The sequence below is a fragment of the Novilysobacter selenitireducens genome (assembly GCF_020026895.1).
In the GTDB taxonomy this organism is placed as follows: Bacteria; Pseudomonadota; Gammaproteobacteria; order Xanthomonadales; family Xanthomonadaceae; genus Lysobacter_C; species Lysobacter_C selenitireducens.
In genome coordinates, this window is record NZ_JAINZW010000005.1 from 167,426 (window position 1) to 189,379 (window position 21,954).

Annotated in this window: 24 protein-coding genes; 12 read left to right on the plus strand and 12 right to left on the minus strand. The window is 71.5% G+C overall.

Features of this window, described 5'->3' with window-relative positions:
- Window positions 1-2: 2 nt before the first annotated feature.
- Entirely contained in the window at window positions 3-251 is a 249-nt protein-coding gene (locus K6753_RS11705; protein WP_223676639.1) for a hypothetical protein, read from the minus strand.
- A gap of 378 nt (window positions 252-629) precedes the next feature.
- On the opposite strand from K6753_RS11705, the gene K6753_RS11710 reads away from it, so the two are divergent.
- Both K6753_RS11710 and K6753_RS11715 read left to right on the plus strand, forming a co-directional pair.
- A complete protein-coding gene (locus K6753_RS11710; RefSeq protein WP_223676687.1) occupies window positions 630-1,376 on the plus strand; it encodes a M23 family metallopeptidase in 747 nt (248 codons plus the stop codon).
- Between the two features lie 2 nt (window positions 1,377-1,378).
- Window positions 1,379-1,618 carry a hypothetical protein gene (locus K6753_RS11715; protein ID WP_223676640.1) on the plus strand — a complete coding sequence of 80 codons (240 nt, stop codon included), beginning with the start codon at window positions 1,379-1,381 and terminating at the stop codon, window positions 1,616-1,618.
- 27 nt (window positions 1,619-1,645) lie between these two features.
- Here the strand turns inward: K6753_RS11715 and K6753_RS11720 are convergent, their stop codons facing one another.
- The gene (locus K6753_RS11720; protein WP_223676641.1) at window positions 1,646-1,972 is read right to left on the minus strand and encodes a DUF6249 domain-containing protein; all 327 of its coding nucleotides are present in this window, start codon (window positions 1,970-1,972) and stop codon (window positions 1,646-1,648) included.
- Window positions 1,973-2,156: 184 nt separating this feature from the next.
- On the opposite strand from K6753_RS11720, the gene K6753_RS11725 reads away from it, so the two are divergent.
- Window positions 2,157-2,732, plus strand: a complete 576-nt coding sequence (locus K6753_RS11725) for an RNA polymerase sigma factor (protein WP_223676642.1) — start codon at window positions 2,157-2,159, stop codon at window positions 2,730-2,732.
- Window positions 2,729-3,199 (plus strand): hypothetical protein, encoded by a 471-nt coding sequence (locus K6753_RS11730; protein ID WP_223676643.1) that lies wholly within the window; start codon window positions 2,729-2,731, stop codon window positions 3,197-3,199. The genes K6753_RS11725 and K6753_RS11730 overlap by 4 nt, the downstream gene beginning before the upstream one ends.
- A gap of 3 nt (window positions 3,200-3,202) precedes the next feature.
- Here the strand turns inward: K6753_RS11730 and K6753_RS11735 are convergent, their stop codons facing one another.
- Both K6753_RS11735 and K6753_RS11740 read right to left on the minus strand, forming a co-directional pair.
- A complete protein-coding gene (locus K6753_RS11735; RefSeq protein WP_223676644.1) occupies window positions 3,203-3,799 on the minus strand; it encodes a glutathione S-transferase family protein in 597 nt (198 codons plus the stop codon).
- A 191-nt stretch (window positions 3,800-3,990) separates the two neighbouring features.
- Window positions 3,991-4,668, minus strand: a complete 678-nt coding sequence (locus K6753_RS11740) for an arylesterase (protein WP_255591708.1) — start codon at window positions 4,666-4,668, stop codon at window positions 3,991-3,993.
- A gap of 124 nt (window positions 4,669-4,792) precedes the next feature.
- Here K6753_RS11740 and K6753_RS11745 point away from each other — a divergent pair, with 124 nt between their 5' ends.
- Both K6753_RS11745 and K6753_RS11750 read left to right on the plus strand, forming a co-directional pair.
- Window positions 4,793-5,530, plus strand: coding sequence for an ABC transporter ATP-binding protein (locus tag K6753_RS11745; RefSeq protein ID WP_223676645.1), 738 nt, complete (start codon window positions 4,793-4,795; stop codon window positions 5,528-5,530).
- Window positions 5,527-8,082: an ABC transporter permease gene (locus K6753_RS11750; RefSeq protein WP_223676646.1), complete on the plus strand. Its 2,556-nt coding sequence runs from the start codon at window positions 5,527-5,529 to the stop codon at window positions 8,080-8,082. Before K6753_RS11745 ends, K6753_RS11750 begins: the two co-directional genes overlap by 4 nt.
- A gap of 47 nt (window positions 8,083-8,129) precedes the next feature.
- Here the strand turns inward: K6753_RS11750 and K6753_RS11755 are convergent, their stop codons facing one another.
- From K6753_RS11755 to K6753_RS11770, 4 genes are all read right to left on the minus strand, one after another.
- Window positions 8,130-10,694 (minus strand): response regulator, encoded by a 2,565-nt coding sequence (locus K6753_RS11755; RefSeq protein ID WP_223676647.1) that lies wholly within the window; start codon window positions 10,692-10,694, stop codon window positions 8,130-8,132.
- A gap of 259 nt (window positions 10,695-10,953) precedes the next feature.
- Entirely contained in the window at window positions 10,954-11,460 is a 507-nt protein-coding gene (locus K6753_RS11760; protein WP_223676689.1) for a fasciclin domain-containing protein, read from the minus strand.
- A gap of 489 nt (window positions 11,461-11,949) precedes the next feature.
- Complete coding sequence (locus K6753_RS11765; protein ID WP_223676648.1) at window positions 11,950-12,210, minus strand: hypothetical protein; 261 nt, start codon at window positions 12,208-12,210, stop codon at window positions 11,950-11,952.
- A gap of 170 nt (window positions 12,211-12,380) precedes the next feature.
- On the minus strand, window positions 12,381-13,142 hold the full coding sequence (locus tag K6753_RS11770; protein WP_223676649.1) for a hypothetical protein: 762 nt from the start codon (window positions 13,140-13,142) through the stop codon (window positions 12,381-12,383).
- A gap of 141 nt (window positions 13,143-13,283) precedes the next feature.
- On the opposite strand from K6753_RS11770, the gene K6753_RS11775 reads away from it, so the two are divergent.
- On the plus strand, window positions 13,284-14,384 hold the full coding sequence (locus K6753_RS11775) for a class I SAM-dependent methyltransferase (protein ID WP_223676650.1): 1,101 nt from the start codon (window positions 13,284-13,286) through the stop codon (window positions 14,382-14,384).
- A 10-nt stretch (window positions 14,385-14,394) separates the two neighbouring features.
- A complete protein-coding gene (locus K6753_RS11780; protein WP_223676651.1) occupies window positions 14,395-15,108 on the plus strand; it encodes a pseudouridine synthase in 714 nt (237 codons plus the stop codon).
- Window positions 15,109-15,346: 238 nt separating this feature from the next.
- Here K6753_RS11780 and K6753_RS11785 read toward each other — a convergent pair whose 3' ends face one another.
- From K6753_RS11785 to K6753_RS11795, 3 genes are all read right to left on the minus strand, one after another.
- Window positions 15,347-15,922 carry a DUF1415 domain-containing protein gene (locus K6753_RS11785; RefSeq protein WP_425492119.1) on the minus strand — a complete coding sequence of 192 codons (576 nt, stop codon included), beginning with the start codon at window positions 15,920-15,922 and terminating at the stop codon, window positions 15,347-15,349.
- A gap of 60 nt (window positions 15,923-15,982) precedes the next feature.
- Window positions 15,983-16,465 carry a YajQ family cyclic di-GMP-binding protein gene (locus K6753_RS11790; RefSeq protein ID WP_223676653.1) on the minus strand — a complete coding sequence of 161 codons (483 nt, stop codon included), beginning with the start codon at window positions 16,463-16,465 and terminating at the stop codon, window positions 15,983-15,985.
- 94 nt (window positions 16,466-16,559) lie between these two features.
- Window positions 16,560-17,126 carry a CpaD family pilus assembly lipoprotein gene (locus K6753_RS11795; protein ID WP_223676654.1) on the minus strand — a complete coding sequence of 189 codons (567 nt, stop codon included), beginning with the start codon at window positions 17,124-17,126 and terminating at the stop codon, window positions 16,560-16,562.
- A gap of 191 nt (window positions 17,127-17,317) precedes the next feature.
- On the opposite strand from K6753_RS11795, the gene K6753_RS11800 reads away from it, so the two are divergent.
- The 3 genes from K6753_RS11800 (at window position 17,318) to K6753_RS11810 (ending at window position 19,249) form a co-directional block, all read left to right on the plus strand.
- Window positions 17,318-17,851, plus strand: a complete 534-nt coding sequence (locus K6753_RS11800) for a CcdC protein domain-containing protein (RefSeq protein WP_223676655.1) — start codon at window positions 17,318-17,320, stop codon at window positions 17,849-17,851.
- Complete coding sequence (locus tag K6753_RS11805; RefSeq protein ID WP_425492120.1) at window positions 17,848-18,744, plus strand: DMT family transporter; 897 nt, start codon at window positions 17,848-17,850, stop codon at window positions 18,742-18,744. Before K6753_RS11800 ends, K6753_RS11805 begins: the two co-directional genes overlap by 4 nt.
- 79 nt (window positions 18,745-18,823) lie before the next feature.
- Window positions 18,824-19,249, plus strand: a complete 426-nt coding sequence (locus K6753_RS11810; protein ID WP_223676657.1) for a PepSY domain-containing protein — start codon at window positions 18,824-18,826, stop codon at window positions 19,247-19,249.
- A 100-nt stretch (window positions 19,250-19,349) separates the two neighbouring features.
- Here the strand turns inward: K6753_RS11810 and K6753_RS11815 are convergent, their stop codons facing one another.
- Complete coding sequence (locus tag K6753_RS11815) at window positions 19,350-19,997, minus strand: OmpW/AlkL family protein (protein ID WP_223676658.1); 648 nt, start codon at window positions 19,995-19,997, stop codon at window positions 19,350-19,352.
- A 488-nt stretch (window positions 19,998-20,485) separates the two neighbouring features.
- On the opposite strand from K6753_RS11815, the gene K6753_RS11820 reads away from it, so the two are divergent.
- Complete coding sequence (locus K6753_RS11820) at window positions 20,486-21,952, plus strand: dihydrolipoyllysine-residue acetyltransferase (RefSeq protein WP_425492122.1); 1,467 nt, start codon at window positions 20,486-20,488, stop codon at window positions 21,950-21,952.
- Window positions 21,953-21,954 lie beyond the last annotated feature (2 nt).

A 21,954-nucleotide genomic window follows, 5' to 3' on the forward strand; every position in this document is an offset into this window, starting at 1 on the left:
GCTCAGGCCGTTTCGTGCGCGCTCAGCCAACCACTGTGGACGAGCAGGGCGACGGCATCCCAAGCAGGCTCATGCGAGGCGCACAATCGCGGCCACCCGGCGGCCAGCTTCGGGCGCACGTCCTCCCAGCTGCAGTCGCCGTAGTGGCGACGCGCTTCCACGCCGTAGGTGAGGGCAAGGGATTCGATGTCCCGCGACACGGTGGCCGTATCCGCCGGCGACACGCTGTCAACACGATGCGCAATCATCATGTCCTGTGCTCCAGTGTCGAGCCCCCCTGCGAAAACGACTTTACCCCGCACGGGTTAAGGAGTGGTTACCCGGCGGGCGCACTGACGACGGGCGGTCGCTCACCCGGTGCCAAGCGGGCGCCGGTGCGGGCGGCTGGATTGCAAAGCGTTGCGTGAACGCCCGCGGGCTGCCTTCACGCAACCGCACGCGGGCGCTGCGCAGCATCGGGTGTCCATGGTTCCGAGGCCGTGCATGCGCCCCATTCCCCGAGACCCCTCCCTCCGTTGTCCCCGCCGGCCGCAGGCATCCGCCATGCGGCCTTGCCATGCGCACGGGGTGTCGGCATGAGCGCCCGGGACCCGTCGGCGCCCGAGGCGCACCCCCGGGGCCCGCGCCTGATGCGAGCGGTGCTGCTGTTCGCGGTCGGCCTGCTGGCGGGCGCCAACCTGCTGTACTTCGCGATGACCCGCGACACGCCGCCGGCCACGTATCCGGAGGTAGCGCGCCCCGGCTCGGCGTCGGCGCCTGCCGCCGAAACACCCGCGGTCGGGCAGCCCCCGGCACGGGATGACATCCCGGCCGCCCCCGTCCGTCCCGATCCGGTGCCGGTTCCGGACGCGTCGATCGCACCGCCGCCGCTGCCCGACGTATCGACCACCGACACCACGCCGCGCCCCGCACCGCCCGCGCGCTCGGTGATGCGCACCATCGGGCCGTCGGGCCTGCTCATCCCGGTGAAGGGCATCGCCGTCGATGCGCTGCTGGACACCTTCAACGACGCCCGTGGGCAGAGCCGCGTGCACGACGCGATCGACATCATGGCGCCGCGTGGCACGCCCGTGCTGGCGGTGGCCGATGGCACGGTCGAGAAGCTGTTCACCAGTGACGCCGGCGGGCTGACGATCTACCAGTTCGAGCCCAGTGGCCGATACGCCTACTACTACGCCCACCTGGACCGTTACGCCGCCGGCCTGGACGAGGGCGACACGCTCCGGCGCGGCCAGGTGATCGGCTACGTCGGCAGCACGGGCAACGCCAGCGACGACGCGCCGCACCTGCATTTCGCCATCTTCCAGTTGGGCCCGGAAAAACGGTGGTGGGAGGGCAGCGCCATCAACCCCTACCCGCTGCTGGGCGGACGCTGACGGTGGAGCGCTACGCCGACCGGGCCGGGTCCTCGGGCGTGGTGGCGTACCGGATCGAAGACGATGCGCTGGTCGTGCGGTTCAAGGACGGCGCCACCTACCGCTACTCCGTCGCCTCCTGTGGCGCCGGCGCCATCGCCGACATGCAGCGGCTGGCCGAAGCCGGGCGGGGCCTGAACCGCTACATCAACCGGCACGTGCACGACCGCTTCGAAGCGCGCCTGGCCCCGCCCGACGACTGACGGGCAGGGCCGGCGTGTTGGAATCGATCAGCGGATGCGACGCGAGACCAAGTAGAACGCGAGGTTGCCCAGACCGGTCACGCCGAGCAGCACGGCGATCACGCCCGGCGTGACTTGGTCCCAGGCGAAGCCTTCGATCAGGGCGAAGCCCAGCGCCAGCGCGGTCAGGACGATGCCCCAGCGAAGCGAGGCGTGGCGGCGGTGCTGCTCTTCGCCGGCGAGCATGGCGCGCACCAGGTCCTCCGAGCCGTTGCTGGCGATCAGCTTGCTGCGCACGCGGGCGTCGACCACCGCCTTGATGGCGTAGGCGATGCAGACGAACAGGGTGATGGGGATCAGGACGTCGAGGTTCATGGCGGGGTCTCGGTCAGGCGCGGGATGCGACTTGGGGCAAGGGATACGGCGGACCGGCCGCCGGTTGCAGGCGCTCGTGCGGCACTTGAACCGGACGGGTGCTTGCAACCGATCCGCCGGTGGGCGTATCCACTGCGTCGATGGCCACGCGCATTCCACCCCGCAGCCCCACCGGGCGCCCCGCTTGAGCGAAGACCGCGCCCTCGTCGAGGACGTACTGGCCGGGCGCGCCGGCGCGTTCGAGCGCCTGGTGCGCCAGTACCAGGGCCTGTGCTGGCACATCATCGACCGCATGGTCCGGCACCCCGACGACACCCCCGAGCTCTGCCAGGAGGCGTTCCTGCGGGTGCACCAGTGCCTGCACCAGTACCGCTTCGAGAGCGCGCTGAAGTCGTGGATCGGGCAGGTGGCGTACTCGGTGGCCAAGCGGCACCTGGAACGCAAGCGGATCCCCATCGTCGAACCCGTGGCCGGCGACGACGACGGCGAGGCGTTCTCGCCCATGGACACCGTGAGCGACGGCTTCGACCTGGAGGCCGCCACCGCCGACGACGAAATGGCGGCGCTGCTGCACGCGCAGATCGAGGCGCTGCCGCCGCTGCAGCGCACGCTGCTGACGCTGTATCACCTGGAGGAGGTGCCGATCGTGGAGATCGCCCGCATGACCGGCATCGCCGAGGGCACCATCAAGAGCCACCTGTTCCGCAGCCGCGCACTGTTGCGCGAGCGGCTGCAGGCACGCATGGGAGCACACGCATGAATCCCGAAGACCGCGACACCCCGACTCCAAATGGCGCCGGCATCGACCCGCGCGAGTGGGAGGCGCAGGAGCGTGCGCTGCGCGCCGAACGGCTGAAGCTCGACGCCGGCCACGGCGATGCGCGCACCGCGCAGTACCGCATGATCGCCCGTGCCCTGCGCCAGCCGCCGGTGTCGCCGATGCCGGCCGACTTCGCCGCGCAGGTCGCCGCACGCGTGGCGGGCGCGCCGCGCGTCGACGAGCGCGTCGAAGCCTGGCTGCAGCGGTTGCTGTCGGGCCTGCTGGCGGTCGTCGCCGCCGGCGCGCTGGCGATGTACGGGCCGCAGTGGATACCGGCGTTCACCGGGCTGCTGCCCGACGGCGCCGGCGCCGCGACGGGCTGGGCCGGCGCGGTCGCGTTGTGCGCGGCGATGACGTGGGGCTTGCAGCACCTGCGCCGCGACGACGCCGGCGGCGTGCCCGGCTGAGAGTTACGCCGCGTCCAGCGCCTGCGCGCGCTGGAACGCCTCGCGCGCCTGCAGCCGGTCGAGGTAGGCGCCGATCGCCGGGCTTTCCGGCACCAGCTTGAACACGCGCACCGTCCAGTTGAGCAGGCTGCCGACCTGGACATCTGCCGCGGTGAAGGTATCGCCGGTGACGTAGTCGTGGGCGGCCAGCGTGCGCTCCACGTGCGCCAGCATGTCCTCGAACGTGCCGAACGACACCGTGCGCGCGTCGTACTGCCACTTGTTGAAGCGCGCGGCGATGTTGGGGTCCATCACCGCATCGCTGTAGGCCAGCCAGCTCAGGTACGGTCCGCGGCGTGGATCGCCGATGGCGGGTGCCAGGCCAGCCTCCGGGAACGCATCGCACAGGTAGATCGTGATCGCCGAGCGCTCGGTGACGGTGACGCCGTCATGGATGATTGCGGGCACCTTCTTGTGCGGCTGCACCGCGCGGTACGCATCGGGCACCCCGCCTTCGGCACGCAGGTCGACGCGCTCGACCGTGTAGTCGACACCCAGTTCTTCCAGCAGCCAGCGCACGCTGGAGGAGCGGGTCTGCGGGCAGTGGTGGAAGGTCAGCATGGGGTGGCTCCGGTTGGGTGGGGGTCACCGGATTGTAGGTGGGGGTGCAGGGCTGTAGCCGATAAAAGGCACCCTTCCCCAACCCTCCCCTGCAGGCAGGGGAGGGAGCGACCCCGGCTTCGCTGTTGGCCCCTCCCCCTGCATGCAGGGGGAGGTTGGGAGGGGGTGCTTTCCAAGCGACGATGCCCACCTCAATCCAGCAACGGCTCCAACGCCGGCCACACATGCTCGAGCAGCTTCGGCTGCGCCGACGCGACGGGGTGCAGGTTGTCGCCCTGGAAGGCGGCCTGGTCCAGCGCGATGGGTTCGAGCAGGAACGGCAGCAGCGCGGTATCGAAGCGCTCGGCAAGCGCGGTGTAGTTGCCTTCGAACGCCTGCGTGTAGTCGGCGCCGAGGTTCGGCGGCATGCGCATGCCGACCAGCAGCACCTCCGCATCCGCACCGTGCGCCGCGCCGATCATGCGCGCCAGGTTGATGCGGGTCTGCAGGGTCGGCAGCCCGCGCAGGCCGTCGTTGGCGCCCAGTTCGATCACCACCACGTCGGGCCGATGCCGGCGAAGTTCGCCGACGATGCGCGAGGCGCCGCCTGCGGTGGTCTCGCCGCTGACGCTGGCGTTGACCACGCGCCACGCCGGGTGCTCGCGCGACAGCCGCTGGCCCAGCAAGGCGACCCAGCCCTCGGACGCCCGCAGGCCGTAGGCCGCCGACAGCGAATCGCCCATCACCAGCACCGTGCGCTGGCCCGCGGGCAGGGCGCGCGCGGCCGCGCTGGACTGGGCCAGGGCCGGGATGGCCATCGCACCGGCCAGCACCAGCAAACCGATGGCACATTGAACCCGGCGGCGCCATGCCGCATATCTGGACGTCATTTCGTCGTATCTCCGTTCATCGTGCGGCGTCCGGCCCGTACCGGGCCGCGAAGACCGCAGCTTGCCCGCAGCCCGGGCCTGCGTGTCAACCGTCGATGCAACATCCCTTTCCAGTAGAGACCCCATGGCCGACCGACCCGATCCGACCCCGCGACCCCGGCAACCCGCTGCACATCCGGCACTGCACGTGGACGGCCTCGGCAAGCGCGTCACCTTGCCGTCCGGCGAGCTCACCATCCTCGATGGCCTGACCTTCGACATCGCCCACGGCGACACGGTGGCGATCGTAGGCGCGTCGGGCTCCGGGAAGAGCACGCTGCTGTCGCTGATGGCCGGCCTCGACACGCCCAGCGACGGCCGCGTGGTGCTGGACGGCACGGTGCTGTCGTCGCTGGACGAGGACGGCCGCGCCCGGGTGCGCGGCGAGCGCGTCGGCTTCGTGTTCCAGAACTTCCAGCTGCTGCCGTCGCTCACCGCACTGGAGAACGTGATGCTGCCGCTGGAGCTGCGCGGCGACGGCGACGGCGACGTCGAGGCACCGGCGCGCGCGATCCTCCAGAAGGTCGGGCTGGGCGAGCGACTGGGCCACTACCCACGCCAGCTGTCGGGCGGCGAGCAGCAGCGCGTGGCATTGGCGCGCGCGTTCGTGACGCGGCCGTCGCTGCTGTTCGCCGACGAGCCCACCGGCAACCTCGACACCCACACCGGCCAGGCGATCATCGAGCTGCTGTTCGAACTCAACCGCGCCGCCGGCACCACGCTGGTGCTGGTCACCCATGACGACCACCTCGCCGTGCGCTGCCGCCACCGGTTGCGGCTGGACAGCGGCCGGTTGGTCGAAGACGAGCGCCAGGCGGCATGAGCGCGCCGGTCACGCGCGTGCCCGTAACGATCGGCCCGCGCCGCATCGCCGCGCTGGCCTGGCGCCAGTTGCGGCGCGACCTGGCCGCCGGCGACGTACGCATCCTGCTGGCCGCGCTGGTGTTGGCGGTGGTCGCGGTGACCGCGGTGGGCTTCGTCACCGACCGTGCCGAGCGCGCATTGGCGATCGAGGCGAACAGGCTGCTCGGCGGCGACGCGGTGGTGCGCGGCAACGCGCCGCCCACGGAGGCGATCGACAACGCAGCGAATGCCGTCGGCCTGCAACGCACGCGCACGGTCGAACTCGACAGCATGATCCGCGTCGGCCAGGGCGAGACCGCCAACCTGCGTCTGGGCGACCTGCGCGCGCTGGGCGAGGGCTTTCCGCTGCGCGGCCAGTTCACCGTGATCGATGAGGCCGGCGGCGCGCCGCGGGCGGCCGGCGGCATCCCCGCACCGGGCACGCTGTGGATGAGCCAGGCCGGCGCTGAAACCCTGCGCGCGCGCATCGGCGACACGGTCGGCATCGGCGAGTCGCAGTTGCGGCTGGCGGCACTGGTGACGCAGGAGCCGGACGCCGCGCTGGACTACTTCAACGTCGCGCCCAAGGTGTTCCTCAACCTCGCCGACCTGGACGCGACCGGGCTGGTGCAGGAAGGCAGCCGCCTGCGCCACCGCCTGGTGGTGGCCGGTGACAGCAACGCGGTGGAGCAGTTCGTCAATGTGGCGCGCGACAACCTCGGCCGTGGCCAGCGGCTGGAAACCATCGAGGACGCGCGACCGGAGATCCGCTCCGCGCTGGACCGGGCCGGCCGCTTCCTCGGACTGGCCGCGCTGGTGTCGGTGGTGCTGGCGGCCGTGGCCGTCGCCATGGCGGCGCGCCGCCACAGCGAGCGGCACCTGTCGGGCACCGCGGTGATGCGCTGCCTGGGCGCCAGCCAGCGCACGCTGGTCGGCGTGCACGTGGGCGAGCTGCTACTGCTCGGGCTGCTGGCCAGCACGGTCGGCGTGGCGATCGCATTCGCGCTGCAATGGGTGATCGGCGGCTGGCTGGAAAGCGCACTGACCTTGTCGATCCCCGCCGCCGGCCCGGTGCCGGCGCTGCAGGGCTATGCCGTCGGCCTGGTGGTGCTGATGGCCTTCGGCGCGCCGCCGGTGCTGGCGCTGCGCCGCGTGCCGGCATTGCGCGTGCTGCGCCGCGACCTCGACCCCACCGAACCCAGCGCGTGGGCGGTGGCCGCCGTGGGCCTGGGCGGCCTGGCCGTGCTGCTGTGGTGGAAGGCCGGTTCGCCGGAACTGGCCACCGCCATGTTGCTGGGCATCGTCGCCACGCTGGCGGTTCTGGCGCTGCTGGCGTGGGGGTTGATCGCGCTGGTGCGCCGGCTGCGCACGCGCCTGCGCGGCAGCCTGCGCTACGGCCTGGCCAACGTCAGCCGCCGCGCCGGCACCAGCGTCGCGCAGATCTCCGCGCTCGGCCTGGGGCTGATGGCGCTGCTGCTGCTGACCTTCGTGCGTACCGACCTGCTGGACCGCTGGCAGCTGGCGCTGTCGGCCGAGGCCCCCAATCGCTTCATCATCAACGTGCAGGACGACCAGGTCGCCGGGGTGCGCGGCTTCATCGCCGGGCGCGGCGTGGCCGAGCCGGTGTTGTTCCCGATGATCCGCGCGCGCCTGGCCAGCCACAACGGCGAGGCGGTGACCGGCGAGGACTACGAGGACGAAGGCGACCGCGCGCGGCGCCGCGCCGACCGCGAGTTCAACCTGTCGGTGGTCGACGTGCTGCGCGACGACAACGAGGTGGTCGCCGGCGAGTTCTGGAGCGCGACGCTGCCGGCCTCGCCTGAGCTGTCGATCGAGGAGGACTTCGCCGAATCGCTGGGCTGGAAGATCGGCGACACGGTCGGCTTCGACATCGCCGGGCAGCCGTTCGAGGGCACCGTGACCAGCCTGCGCAGCGTCGACTGGGAAAGCTTCCAGCCGAACTTCTTCGTCATCGCCTCGCCCGGCTCGCTGGACGGGTTCGCCGCCAGCCACATCACCGCGGTGCACGTGCCGCCCACCGATACCGGGTTTACCGGCGCGCTGGTGGAGCGCTTCCCCAACCTGTCGGTGATCGATGTCGACGCCGTGCTGAAGCAGGTGCGCAGCACCGCCGACCAGGTCTCGACCGTGGTCGAGGTGGTGTTCTATTTCTCGCTGGTCGCCGGCCTGCTGGTGTTGATGGCGGCCGTCAGCGCCAGCCAGGACGAGCGCCTGCTGGAAGGCGGCGTGATGCGCGTGCTCGGCGGCAGCCGGCGGCAGTTGCGGCTGGCGCAGGCGTCGGAGTTCGCGGCGATCGGGTTGCTGTCGGGGCTGGTGGCGGCGATCGCCGCGTCGGTGCTGGCGGGCGTCGTCGCCACGCAGGTGTTCGACCTGCCGTGGCAGGCGAACTGGGCGATGGCAGCGGTCGGCGGCGCCTTGGGCGTGGTGGCCGCACTGGCGGCGGGGTTGTTCGCCACGCGCCGCGTGCTGGACGCACCGCCGTCGGTCACCCTGCGCGAGCTGCAGGGCTGAGTCGCCGACTGCGTATGGTCCAGCGCGGCTGAGCGGCGAGGCCGGCGTCAGCCGACGCCGGTCAACGCCGCCTGCAGCTGGTCCACGCCGTAGGGCTTCTGCAGGCAGGCATCGGCGACCGAGCCGCCTGCCAGTGCCGCGGCATCGTCGCCGGTGGCCAGCACCACGCGCAGCGCGGGTCGGCGCTGGCGCGCCTGTCTTGCCAGTTCGACGCCGTGCATGTCGGGCAGGTGCACGTCGGTCAGCAGCACGTCGCCGCCGCCATCCAGCGCACGCAGCGCATCGCCGGCGGTGGCGACGGCCTGCACCTCATGCCCCAGCCGTGCCAGCAGTTGCGCGGTGGTGCGGCGGCTGTCGTCGTCGTCCTCCACGAACACCACGTGCAGGCCGCCGGCGTCCGCGCGCGGGTGCAGCGGCGCCTCACCGGGCGTGTCGGTGGGTGCCGGTGAGGTGGCATCCGCCGCGGGCGGCGCATCGGCGACCGGCGTACCGGGCCGCTCCAGCGACTGCCGCAGCCGGCGCGCGAGTTCCTCGCGGCGGTAGGGCTTGCCCAGCAGCTCCACGCCCGGGTCGAGCCGGCCGCCGTGGAACACCACGTCCTCGGTGTAGCCGGAGGTGAACAGCACCGCCACGTCCGGCAGCAGCGTGCGCGCGCGACGCGCCAGTTCCGGGCTCTGTACCGCGCCGGGCATGACCACGTCGGTAAACACCAGGTCCACCCGCATGCCGGCTTCCAGCAGGTCCAGCGCCGACTGCGCGTCGGCGGCCTGCACCACCCGGTAGCCCAGCGAGCGCACGGTCTCGACCACGCTCTCGCGCACCGCGGCGTCGTCCTCCACCACCAGCACGGTCTCATGGCCGCCGCGCACCGGCCCGGTTTCGGGGTCGACCCACGGCGTGGCGGGCTGGTCGCTGCGCGGCAGGTACACGGTGACGGTGGTGCCCGTGCCGGGCGCGCTGTCGAGCATCACGTGGCCGCCGGTCTGGCGCACGAAGCCGTACACCATGCTCAGGCCCAGCCCCGTGCCGCGGCCCTCTTCCTTGGTCGTGTAGAACGGCTCGAACGCGCGGCGCACCACATCCTCGGGCATGCCGTGGCCGGTATCGGAGATGGTCAGTCGCACGTAGTCGCCCGGCGCCATTTCCGGGTTCGGACGCTCGTCGGCGGCAACGGTCGCGTTGCAGGCGGTGATGTCCAGGCGCCCGCCGTCCTCCATCGCATCGCGGGCATTGATCGCCAGGTTGAGCACGGCGTTCTCGAGCTGGTGCGGGTCGGCCTCGATCGTCGACAGCGCCGGGTCCACGTCCACGTGCAGCTCGACGCGCTCGCCCAGCGTCCGCCGCAGCAGGTCGTCCAGCCGCCGCAGGCGCTCGCCCAGGTCCAGCACCACCGGCGCCAGCGGCTGCTGCCGCGCGAACGCCAGCAGCTGCGAGGCCAGCTTGGCGCCGCGTTGCACCGCGTCCATCGCCGCGTCGACGTGGCGCACGGCATGCGTGGCCTGGCCGATATCGCCGGCGAGCAGCTGCAGGTTGGCGCCGATCACCTGAAGCACGTTGTTGAAGTCGTGCGCGACGCCGCCGGTCAGCTTGCCGACGGCCTCCATCTTCTGTGCCTGCAGCAACGCGGCCTCGCTTTCCTCCAGCGCGCGGGTGCGTGCCTGCACCAGGTCCTCGAGGTGGTTGCGGTACTGCTCCAGCTCGGCCTGCGCGAGGGCCTGCGGGGTGATGTCGTGGCCCTGGACGAAGATGCCGATGACCTCGCCGTCGGCATCGCGCACGGGCTGGTAGACGAAATCGACGAACACGTCCTCGGTCTGCCCCGGGGTATCGCTGCCGATCTGCACGCGCATGCCGCGGCCGACGAACGGGCGCCCGCTGGTGAACACCTCGTCCAGCAGCGTGATGTAGCCCTGGTCGACGACCTCCGGCAGCGCCTCGTTCACCGTCATGCCGACGACGGCGGGCTTGTTGACCAGCTTGAGGTAGGCGGCGTTGGCCAGCTCGAACCGGTGCTCGGGGCCGGACAGGTAGGCCATGAACCCGGGCGCGGCCTCGAACAGCCCCAGCAGGTGGCGGCGCTGGGACTCGAGCGCGCGGTTGCTGGCCTGCACGGTCTGCGCGCGATGCAGTACGCCGACTTCGAGCTGGCCGGTACGCGCGGAGCGGTCGTCGCGCCGGCGCTGCTTCAGCTCGGCTTCGAGCCGGTGCAGCTCGGTGACATCCACGGTGTGCTGCAGGACGTGGTCGACGCGGCCGTCGCTCGTGGGTACGGGTGTGTGGGTCGCGCTCCAGAAGCGCTCCTCGAACACGGTGGCGCCGTCGGGGCCGGTGTGCGGGATCGAATAGCGGATGACGCTGAGCGTGTGCGACTGCCCGGTGTCGAAGACATGCTGCAGCGAGTCGCGCAGTTCGCGCACCGCCTCGTGGCCGGGGTCGTCCGGATCATCGGGATCGCCCGGGAAGGCATCGAACAGCGAGACGCCCATCAGCTCGTCGCGCGTCCGGCCGGTGACCGAAAGGTACGTCGCATTCATCCACACGTAGCGGAACTGCCGGTCCAGCACCATGTACGGGTTGGGCGAGGCATCCAGCAGCGTGGCGAAGTCGATCACGGTCAGCGTGTCCCCTGGCAATCCGGACCCGGTGCGCGGTGCGCGCCCCGGCCGCGCACGGGCGGTCGGCAGTCCAGCCGGGGATTGTGCGTGATCGGCGTGTGCGTGCGGTCAACACGGTGCGGCCGCACGGTCTGGCGCCAGCGCGAGACAAGGAAGGGCAGAAAAAGGAAGGGACGGCCCGCGCACGGGCCGTCCCCGGTGGTGCCGCATCGCCGACGAGTGCGCTACGGCACCCGAACACGGAGCGTGGGGCCGGTCAGGACGCCGGCATCAGCACCTTGTCGACCACATGGATCACGCCGTTGCTGCTGCGCAGGTCGGCGGTCGTGACGTTGGCGGTGTTGCCCTGGGCGTCGGTGATGGTGACGCCACCGGCCGGGTTGGCCTTGGCCACCAGCTCGCCACCGGCGACGGTGGTCAGGCGGGCCTCGCCGTTGCCAGCCTCGATCTGCTGCGTGAGCGCGGCGGCATCCAGGCTGCCCTCCACCACGTGGTAGGTCAGCACGCCGGTCAGCTGGTCCTTGCTGTCGGGCTCGAGCAGGCCGTCAACCGTGCCGGCAGGCAGTGCGTCGAACGCGGCGTTGGTCGGCGCGAACACCGTGTACGGGCCCGGACCCTGCAGCGTCTCGACCAAGCCGGCCGCCTGCACCGCCGACACCAGCGTGGTGTGGTCGGGCGAGTTGGAGGCGTTGGCGACGATGTCCATGTCGGCGCCCGGCGCGGCCATCGAATCGTCGGTCATCGGGTCGGGCGTCGTCGCCATCGGGTCGGTGGCCGGGTCGGTCATAGCCGGGTCCGGCGTCGTGGCGGCCATGTCGGCGTCGGTATCGTCGGCCGAGCACGCGGCCAGGGCGATGCCCGACATGAGGGCGAGGGTCAGCAGCTTGATCTTCATGGGGGTGGACTCCTGTGGGGGGATATGGGGTCGTCGGTGCACGCCGATGCATGCCGTCCGACGCGTTTGAAACCGCGACGGGGCCACGCTACGGGGGACGGTGTACGAAGCGCGTCCCCATGGCGTGGGCAAGTCGTTAAAGCCCGGCGGGTTGCATGGATCCGCCGGATACAGCCTGGCTGCCTGGGAATGCGTCTCCTGGGTTATGTCCAATGGCTGGCAGCTACGGCAGCCGCATCGACCGGGATGCGCACGCCCAGACGACTGCGCCTGCGGGTTCACCGCGCGTCGGGGTACGCGATGGCCGCGTGAAAAGCTGGACGACCCTCGCTGTCAGTTCGCCATGCGCTCGCGGTGTCAATTCGCCATGCGCTCGGGTTCGGCCTGGAACCGCCGCGGATAATCGCGCTCGGCGGCCACGCGCTCGACCTCGGCATCGTCCAGCCCCGCAGGCGCATACACCGCGTACGCCACGCGGTCATCGCGCCGGCCGACGTGGTGAAGGCGGTAGCGCGGCTGCCCGCCCCCGGTGTTTTCCGGGTAGTGGCGGGGCGGCTGCGTGCCGTCCAGGTCCAGCTCGCTGTTGTCGACGGTGCCGCCGATGAAAAGGGCTCGCATGGGGACTCCTTGCACGTGGGGGTGCGTGCAGGGTGTCGGGGCGACCGTTCTACCGGCATGAAGCGCACGTTTGCGGGACGGAAATCCGCGGGGTGCAGTTCAGGCCGCCGCGGGCCGGGACGTCGAGGCGGGGACTCGCCGTCGAGGCCGGGACTCAGAGGCCCGGGGCCTCAGAGGCCCGGCGTAGCCAACCGGCGGCGCGGGCGCAGGTGCAACCACGCGGTCTGCGCCAGAAGCAGGACCGCCATCGCGACAGCGACCCACGCGGCCGTGTCCGCGCCCGGCAGCTCGCCGCGCGACTGCTTCACGTACACCGCCGCCAGGCCCCACAGCGCCGCGGCGACGTAGGCGAGGTGGCCGCCCAGCCGGTGGTTGACCAGCAACAGCAGCACCGTGGCGGCGGCCAGCAGCGCCAGGCTCCAGCCCAGCATCGACGCTCCGTCGAACACCTCGTACGCCACCAGCACCTGCGCGGTATTGAGGAACGCCGCCAGCGACAGCCACCCCGCATGCAGCGCCAGCGGCGCGGTCGCCCAAGCGCCCTGGCCCTTCGCCGGCGACGGGTCGCGTGCCAGCGTGATGGCGGCGGACGCGATGCACGCCAGTGCGCCCCAGATCACCAGCAGCGCCAGCCCGAACCACTGCTGCGAGAACACCGGCATCCACAGTGCGGTGAGCGCGAAGCCCGCCGCCGCCCACGGCCGCGCCCGCTCGACGGCGCGCGAGGCCGCGTCCGCCCGCCACTGCCACACGCCGAAGGCGACGTCCCACGCGAAGATCAGGCCCCAGATAGAGAACGCATACCCGGCCGCCACCAGCAGGGTCGGGTAGCGGTCGGAGATGGTGCCGTTGTCCGGGCCGAACGTGCCGGTGTTGGACAGCCAGGCAATGACCGGCATCAGCAGGGCGAACAGGATCACGGCAAGGCGCATGGCGACACTCCGGGTCAGGGGACCGCCGCACCCTGCCGGGGAGCCTGTGAAGCCGGCGCGCAAACGCCCTGCCGCCCAGGGCGCAGGAACCGCCGGCGCGTAGAATCCCCGGCCCCGCCGTACGAACTGGATGACCCGCGCATGCGCGACGCCGACCCCGCGCTCGAAACCCTGATGCTGCCGCTGGCCGAGGGCCGGCTGGCGTGGCCGGAGGGGGGCGCGCTGTTCCTGCGTGCGCGTGACGGCTGGCCGCTGCACGCCGCGCCGCGCCCGGGCCTGGTGGCCGAGCAGAGCTTCCGGCCCGACGCGCAGGCGCTGGAGGCCTCGGGCATCGCACTGGCCACGCCCGATGATGGCCGCCGCTTTCCGCTGGTCATGCTGTTGCCGCCGAGGCAGCGCGACGAATCGCGCGCGCTGATGGCCCGCGCCATCGCGTCGCTTGCCCCCGGTGGTCGCGTGCTGGCCTGTGTACCCAACAGCGAGGGCGCGCGCTCGGCCGAGCAGGACCTGGCCGCGATCGCCGGCCCGCTGGAGACGATCAGCAAGAACAAGTGCCGGGTGTTCTGGACCGCGCCACTGGACGGCCCGGCCGACCCCACGTTGGCCGCGCGCTGGTTGGCGCTGGACGAGGTGCGCACGATCGGCGACACGCGCTTCGCCAGCCGCCCCGGCGTGTTTGCGTGGGACCGCATCGACCCGGCCTCGCAGCTGCTGGCCGAGCACCTGCCCGTCGACCTGTCCGGCCGTGCCGCCGACCTCGGGGCCGGCTTCGGCTACCTGTCGGTGGAGCTGCTGGAGCGCTGCGCGGGCATCAACACGCTGCACCTGTACGAGGCCGAGGCGCGCGCGCTGGAGCTCGCGCGCCGCAACCTGGCGCCGTCCGCGTCGCGTGCCGCGATCGACTTCCGCTGGCACGACGTCACCGGTGGCCTGCCGGAGACCTACGACATCATCGTCAGCAACCCGCCGTTCCACACCCAAAGCCGCGCCGACCGGCCCGACATCGGCCGCCGATTCATCGCCGTCGCCGCGCAGGCGCTGCGGCCGGGCGGGCGGATGTGGCTGGTCGCCAACCGGCACCTGCCGTACGAGTCGGTGCTGGACGCGAGCTTCGGCGAGGTGCGCACGGTGGCGCAGCGCGACGGCTTCAAGGTGATCGAGGCGGTCAAGGCGATGCCGGCGCGACCCGAGCGCGCGCCGAAACCCTTCGACCGCACCGCCGCGCGCAACGCGCACCGCTGAGGGCGCGCGCATGAAGCTGGTCAAGCTGATCGCCAACCTCGGCTACGGCAGCCGCAAGCAGGTGGCGCTGATGTTCCGCGAGGGCCGCATCACCGACGCCGCCGGCGAGGTGCTCTACGCCGACGACCGCGTCGACCATGCCGCCATCCGCATCGACGGCGAGCCGCTGGACCCGCCCGCGGGACTGGCGCTGATGCTGCACAAGCCCGTCGGCTACACGTGTTCCACAAAGGACGCCGGCCGCATCGTCTACGACCTGCTGCCCGCGCGCTTCCGCCTGCGCTCGCCGATGATTTCGACCGTCGGGCGGCTGGACCGCGACACCAGCGGCCTGCTGCTGATGACCGACGACGGCCAGCTGCTGCACCGCATCGTCTCGCCGAAATCGCACTTGCCCAAGGTGTACGAGGCAACGCTGGCGCAGGACCTGCGTGGCGACGAGGCCACGCTGTTTTCCAGTGGCACGCTGCTGCTGGAGTCGGAGACGACGCCGTTGGCCCCGGCCACGCTCGAGGTGCTGGGGCCGCGGCACGCGCGCCTGACGTTGACGGAGGGGCGCTACCACCAGGTGCGGCGGATGTTCGCCGCCGTCGGCAACCACGTCGAAGCATTGCACCGGCCGCGCATCGGCGGGCTGTCGTTGGGCGACCTTCCGACGGGCGAGTGGCGGATCCTGGGCGAGGACGACCTGACAACGCTGTTCGACGTCCCCGGCCCCTTGTAGGAGCGGCTTCAGCCGCGATCGGAAAACGGACCCTCACCGAACGATCCGGTTGCGACGGCAAATCGGAACCGTTGTAGGAGCGACGTCAGTCGCGACCGCGAGGCCCCCGCCAGCGGCGAATCGCGACTTACGTCACTCCTACAAGTACTTCGGAATTTCGCTCTCGGTTGAGGTCGCGCCTGCAGGTGTTTGCGACGCGATCGCGGCTGAAGCCGCTCCTACAGTGGTGCGGACGGATCTAGTCGTCCTGGAGCAACCGCCGGTACCCCTCTTCCCCCAGCCGCTCCAGCGTCGCCAGGTTGCGCTCCACGATCACGTCCGGGTCGGGGAACGCGGCCACCGCGCGTTCCACGCTGGCCTCGCGCAGCAGGTGCAGGGTCGGGTAGGGCGAACGGTTGGTGCAGTTGCCGGCGTCATCCGGGTAGGTGCCGGCGAACACGTAGTCGGGGTGGAAACTGGCGACCTGGATCTCGCCTTCCAGGCCGAGCGCGTCGACTGCGGCGTCGGCCTGGTCGAGGAAGTCGTTGTAGTCCATGAAGTCGGCCAGCACGTGCGGATGCACGATCAGCGTGGTGTCGACGACGTCGGGGTCGACCTCCGCCAGCCACGCCAGCTCCGCGGCCAGCTCCTCCAGCAACGCCTCGGGTGTGGTCGCCGCGCTCAGCACGTAGCGCACCTGGTCCTTGGCGTGGACGGCCTTGGCGAACGGGCACAGGTTCAGCCCGATCACCGCGCGCTCCAGCCAGCGCCGCGTGGCGGCGATGGGGTCGATGTCGATACCGGTGTCGGGCGGCGGCGCTGGAGGCATCGTCATTCGTCCCGGGGCGCGGCCCCGGTCGCGTTCAGTCACGGCTGCTCTCAATCACGGCTGGTCTCAATCACGGAAGTTGTCGAACTGCAGCGGCCGCTCGAACTCGCCCGCCTTCAGCAGCGCGATGGCCGACTGCAGGTCGTCGCGCTTCTTGCCGTTGACGCGCAGCTTGTCGCCGTTGATCTGCGTGTCGACCTTGAGCTTGGCGTCCTTGATCGCGCCCTGGATCTTCTTGGCCAGCTCGCGCTCGATGCCCTGCTTGACGGTGATGGACTGGCGCGCGCCGGCCAGGTTGCTTTCGACCTCTCCGAACTCAAGGCAGCGCGCGTCGATGCCGCGGGCGATCAGGCGCCCGCGCAGGATGTCCTCCATCTGCTTGAGCTGGAAGTCGCTGGGCGCGGACTGCTTGATGGTCGCGTCGTCGAGTTCGAACTTCGCGTCCACGCCCTTGAAGTCGAAGCGCGTGGACAGCTCGCGGTTGGCCTGGTCGACGGCGTTGGTCAGTTCGTGGCGGTCGACTTCCGAGACGATGTCGAAGGAGGGCATGGCAGGGCTCCGCGGAAAACGGGAAGCCTACCGCGAGCGGTGCGTGCCGGCAGCCCGTGGCGCCGCGAGGGCCGTCACCGCGACGGGCGCGCGATCAACTCCAGCGCCGGGGCGCCGGTATCGGACGGTCGGTGGGGGGCAGCCGGCGCAGCCGCACGCGCACCGTTCCGGCCGGCGGCGCGGGGTGCGGACGGGACGCCGGCTCGGCCTGCACCCGGCCTGCCGCGACGCCGCGCGACAGCAGCGCCAACCGGAACGCCTGCGCCTGTTGCAGCGACGACGGCGAACTCGAAGGCGTGGATGCGGCCGGTGCCTCCTCGACACTGATCGTCAGCCGCCAGTCGCGTTCGGCGTCCAGAAGCCGGGCCAGCGCGTCCAACTGTTTCGCAGCTTCCGCCGGCAGTTCCCCCGAGCCGGTGTTCGCGGGGAGGGTCAGGGTGGCGTCCGCCCCCTGCGCCAAGGCTTGGCGCCACTGCGACTCGGGCGCGGCGTCGGCCACGGGCGCGGTGCCGGGCCGGGTGACGTCGGCGGTCGTCAGCGCGGCGTCGTCCGGGCCGCGGGTCGTGACCGGCGGCGCGGCCGCTGGCGGGTCTTGCGCCCCGGGCAGCGGGGGACGCTCGCAGCCCGCGGGCAGCGCCAGCACGAGCAGCGCGATCGACACGATCAGCCCCCTGCCGCCTCGACCGACAGGCGGGACGGCGGTACCGGATTGGCACGGCATGCGGGTCCCCGGGGTGCGGCGGGCGGGATGGGCTTATCGAGGCGTACGCAAAAAGGCGACGGGACCAGCCGCGCCCCGCTGCGCCGCGACGCCGACGGGTAAGCTGCCGGCCCGCCCCGACGACCGCGCCGATGCCCCTGCTGCTCCTGCCCCTGTTGTTGCTCGCGCTGGTCGCGTTGTGGGCGTGCCTGCTGCCATTGGCGCTGCTCAACCGGTACCGCCGCGGGCGCGCGCGCCGTCGCGCGGTGGGCTGGGTCGTCGGCGGCAACGCCTGGCTGCTGGCGGGCGCGGCCGTGCTGTTCCTCGCCGGCGGCCTGGTCCTGGGGCTGTGGCACCCGCTGGCACCGGCGGAGGCGGCCATCGGCCTGCTGTGTGGCATGGCGCTGGGCTGGCTGGGCTTGCGGTTGACGCGGTTCGAGGTCACGCCGCGGGGCTTCATGTACACCGCCAACCGCTGGCTGGTGCTCGGCCTGACCGTGCTGGTAGCAACGCGACTCGCGCTGGCGCTGTGGCAGGGCTGGCGTCTGTGGCAGGCGGATGCGGCCACCACGCAATGGGTGGACGCGCAGGCCGGGCTGCTGCTGGCCGGCGGGCTGCTGATCGGCCACTACCTGGCCTATACCTGGGGCCTGCGGCAACGGCTGCGGCGGGGATGGATGCGATGACAACGACGACGACACCCGCCATGTCGCTCAATGCCCGCGCCGTGCTGGCGATGGCGCTGGCGGTGGGCTGCTTTTCGCTGATGGACGCGGGGCTGAAGCTGCTGACGGCGCAGTACCCGCCGCTGCAGGTGGCCGCGTTGCGCGGCGCGGCGTCGCTGCCGCTGGTCCTGGCTTGGGCGCTGGCGACCGCGCCGGCGATCACGCTGGTGCGCGTGCGCTGGCCGCTGCAGCTGATGCGCGGCGGGCTGGGCGTGGTGATGATGATCGCCTTCGTGTACGCGCTGCAGACGCTGCCGCTGTCGACCGCCTACACGATCTTCTTCGTCGCGCCGCTGCTGATCACGGCGCTGTCGGTGCCGATCCTGCGCGAGCGCGTCGGCCCGCGTCGCTGGACGGCCATTGTGCTGGGCCTGGTCGGCGTGCTGGTGGTGCTGCGGCCGACCGGCGAGGGCATGTTCACGCTCGCAGGCCTGGCGGTGCTGGCGGCGGCCACGGCCTACGCGGTGTCGGCAATCGGCGTGCGAGTGCTGGCGCGCACCGACAACGTGCAGTCGATGATGGTCTGGTTCCTGGTGGTGATCGCGCTGGGCGCGGGCGCACTGGCGTGGCCCGGCTGGGTGCCCCTGCGCTGGGCCGATGGCTGGCTGATCGCGGGTGTCGGCGTGATGGGCGCGCTCGGCCAGTACGCCATCACCGAGGCCTTCCGCATCGGCGAAGCGTCGCTGGTGGCACCGATCGAATACACCGCGCTGGTGTGGGGCGTCGGCCTGGACGTGGCGCTGTGGGGCGTGCTCCCCGACAGCGTGACCTGGCTGGGCGCGGCGATCATCGTCGCCAGTGGCCTGTACCTGCTGCGACGCGAACGCCTGCACGTGGAATCCGAGCATCCCTGACCGGTTGCGGCACCAGAATCCGTACCTCGTGGCCACCGGGCCGGAAGCGCATGATCGGGCTCCCGCCCGGAGACCGCCCATGCGCGCCACCTCCTGTCTCGCCGCCGCGGCCGCGCTGGCCTGCGGCGCTGCAACCGCGCAACCCCGTGACGGCATCCCGCCGTGGGACGTCGAAGCCCGCATCCTCGCCGCCGGCTATACCCGCGTGGACGACCTGAAACTCGACGGCGGCCTCTGGGAGGCGGACGCCCGCACCCGCGACGGCCGCTGGGTCGACGTCCGCGTCCACCCGGTCAGCGGCAAGGTCTATGTCGAAACCACCGTCTCCCGGCTGGAAGCGCAGGATGTCGAGGACCGGCTGCTGGAGGCCGGTTACAGCCGCATCCACGACGTCGAGTTCGACGACGGCGTGTGGAAGGCCGACGCGATCAGCTGGGCCGGCGTCAGGGTCGAAGTCGTGCTGGACCCCGACACCGGCAGCATCGTGTCCGAGCACGAGGACTGACGGTCGCAACGCCGCGCGGATACATTCCGGAGGCGGATAAAAAAGAACGGGCCCCCGAAGGAGCCCGTCCGTGTTGCAGCAGCGGGTTGAGCGATGCGCGTCAGAAGCGCGCGCCCACACCCACGCCGAGGATGACCGGGTCGAGTTCGGCCTCGCCGGCCGTGACGCCGTCGAGCTTCACGTCCGAGTCGCCCTGCAGGTAGCGCACGTCGGCGCGCGCGAACCACGTCGGGTTGATGTTGACGTCGACGCCGGCGGTCGCCATCGCGCCCTTGGCGGTTTCCACGCCAATGCGCTGGCCGGCCAGTGCGCCGCTCGGCTCGGCGGTCTCGCCGTCAAAGTTCTGCTCGTAGTAGCCCAGGCCCACGAACGGGCGGACCGTGCTGTCGGCCTGGCGGAAGTGGTACTGGCCACTCACTGCGTAGGGCTGCGCGTCGACGCTGCCCAGCTTCTGGCCTTCGCCATCGCGTACGCGGTGGCTGAACTTGTCGGCCGCGCCCCAGGCTTCGACCGCGATGTTGTCGTTGATGTAGTAGCTCGCGCTCAGCGTGCCGGCGCCATCGCCGTCCAGCTGGGTGCGGGCACCGTCGATTTCGGGGTTGCGGGTGGGCTCGGACAGGGCATAGCCGCCGACCACGGCAAAGCGCTTGCCGCTGGCGGTATCGGTGGAGGCGTCCTGCGCGAAGGCGGCCGGGGTGATGGCCAGGGTGCCCAACAGGGCCAGGGTCAAATGACGAATGCGGATCATGGAGAGAACTCCTCGTTCTAATGTGTGCGCCGACCGCGTGGGGAAATGGGGTGTGCGGGCGACGCGACGCACGCTATCGCCGTGAAAATGAATCGCGTTTTGCCCAGGCGCAGGTCCGCGATGCCGGCATCGGCCGGTGCCCACCGGCGCACCGGGTGAGGCGCCACTACCGGATGGCGATGAACCTGCGTTGAGCGGTTCCGCGGGGCCGTCGCGGCCATGCGCAGCCGGGCGGCCGGAGCGGCGTGAGGGGTCCGTCAAAGGCCCCCGCGAGAGCGCCCAACCGCGCGGCGCGGCCGGGGCGGGACGCCGAACACGGGCCACTCGACCGGTGGCTGAACATCCGCAGGCGCATGGGTCGCGGTCGACGCCATGGAGCGCTTGTCCGGGCGAACGCGCAGCACGGGTTCGCCTGCAACGGCGACTGAATCCCGCGGTCGGCCGGTGTGGCCGGGTGGACGTCGGCGGCTTGCGCGATTGGCGCAGTCATCCCGCACCGGCCACAATACGGGTTTCGCGCATGGCGGAGCCCCACGATGGCTGAGTTGAAGGAAGCACGCGTCCCGGATATCGGAGACTTCGACGCGGTGCCGGTGATCGAGCTGCTGGTGTCCGTCGGCGACACCGTCAAGCAGGACCAGGGGCTGGTCACGCTGGAATCGGACAAGGCCACGATGGAAGTGCCCGCGCCGTTCGACGGCGTGGTGCGCGAGGTCCGGGTCAAGGTCGGTGACGACATCGGCGAGGGCACCGTGGTGGCGATGATCGAGCCGGCCGGTGGCGACGCGGCGCAGGAGGACGCCGGGAAGGGCGACGCGAAGGCTGAAGCCGCATCCAAGGGCGACGGGGCACCCGCAGCCAAGCCGGAAGAAAAGGCCGCGGCGGCCGAAACCGGCACGCAGGTCGAACCGGTTTCCACGCCCCGCGAATCCGACCGCATCGCCGCGCGCGAAACCGCCGGTGGGCAGCGCAGCGAGCCGCGTTCCCCGCCGGTCGCCTTCGACGCCGGCGAACTGATGCCCGACCGCGTGCCCTACGCCAGCCCGGCGGTGCGCCTGTTCGCGCGCGAACTGGGCGTGGATCTGTCGCGCGTGACCGGCAGCGAGCGCGGCGGCCGCATTTCCCGCGAGGACGTGCAGGGCTTCGTCAAGCAGGCCATGCAGGGCGGGGCGGCGGCCGGCGGTGGCATGGCGGCCGCGGCGGGCGGTGGCCTGAACCTGCTGCCGTGGCCGAAGGTCGACTTCAGCAAGTTCGGCGAGACCGAGACGCGCGAGCTGTCGCGCATCAAGAAGCTGTCGGGTGCGAACCTGGCGCGCAACTGGGCGATGATCCCGCACGTCACGCAGTTTGATGATGCCGACATCACCGAACTGGAGGCACTGCGCGTCGCGCTCAACAAGGAGAGCGAGAAGCGCAAGGACGGCACCAAGCTGACCATGCTGGCGTTCCTGATGAAAGCCTCGGTCAGTGCGTTGCAGCAGTACCCGGACTTCAACGCCTCGCTCGATGCCAGCGGCGAGACGCTGGTGCTCAAGAAGTACTTCCACATCGGGTTTGCCGCCGATACGCCCAACGGGCTGGTGGTGCCTGTGGTGCGCGACTGCGACAAGAAGGGCGTCATGCAGATCGCGCGCGAGACCGGCGAGCTCGCTGCCAAGGCGCGCGAGGGCAAGCTGGGCCCGGCCGACATGAGCGGCGGCTGTTTCTCGATCAGCTCGCTGGGCGGCATCGGCGGCACGTCGTTCACGCCGATCGTCAATGCGCCGGAAGTCGCGATCCTGGGCGTATCGAAGTCGGCGATGAAGCCGGTGTGGGATGGCAAGGCGTTCCAGCCGCGGCTCATGCTGCCGTTGTCGCTGAGCTACGACCACCGCGTGATCGATGGCGCGGCCGCGGCGCGCTTCACCGCGACCCTAGCCCAGCTGCTGGGCGACCTGCGTCGCGCGCTGCTCTGACG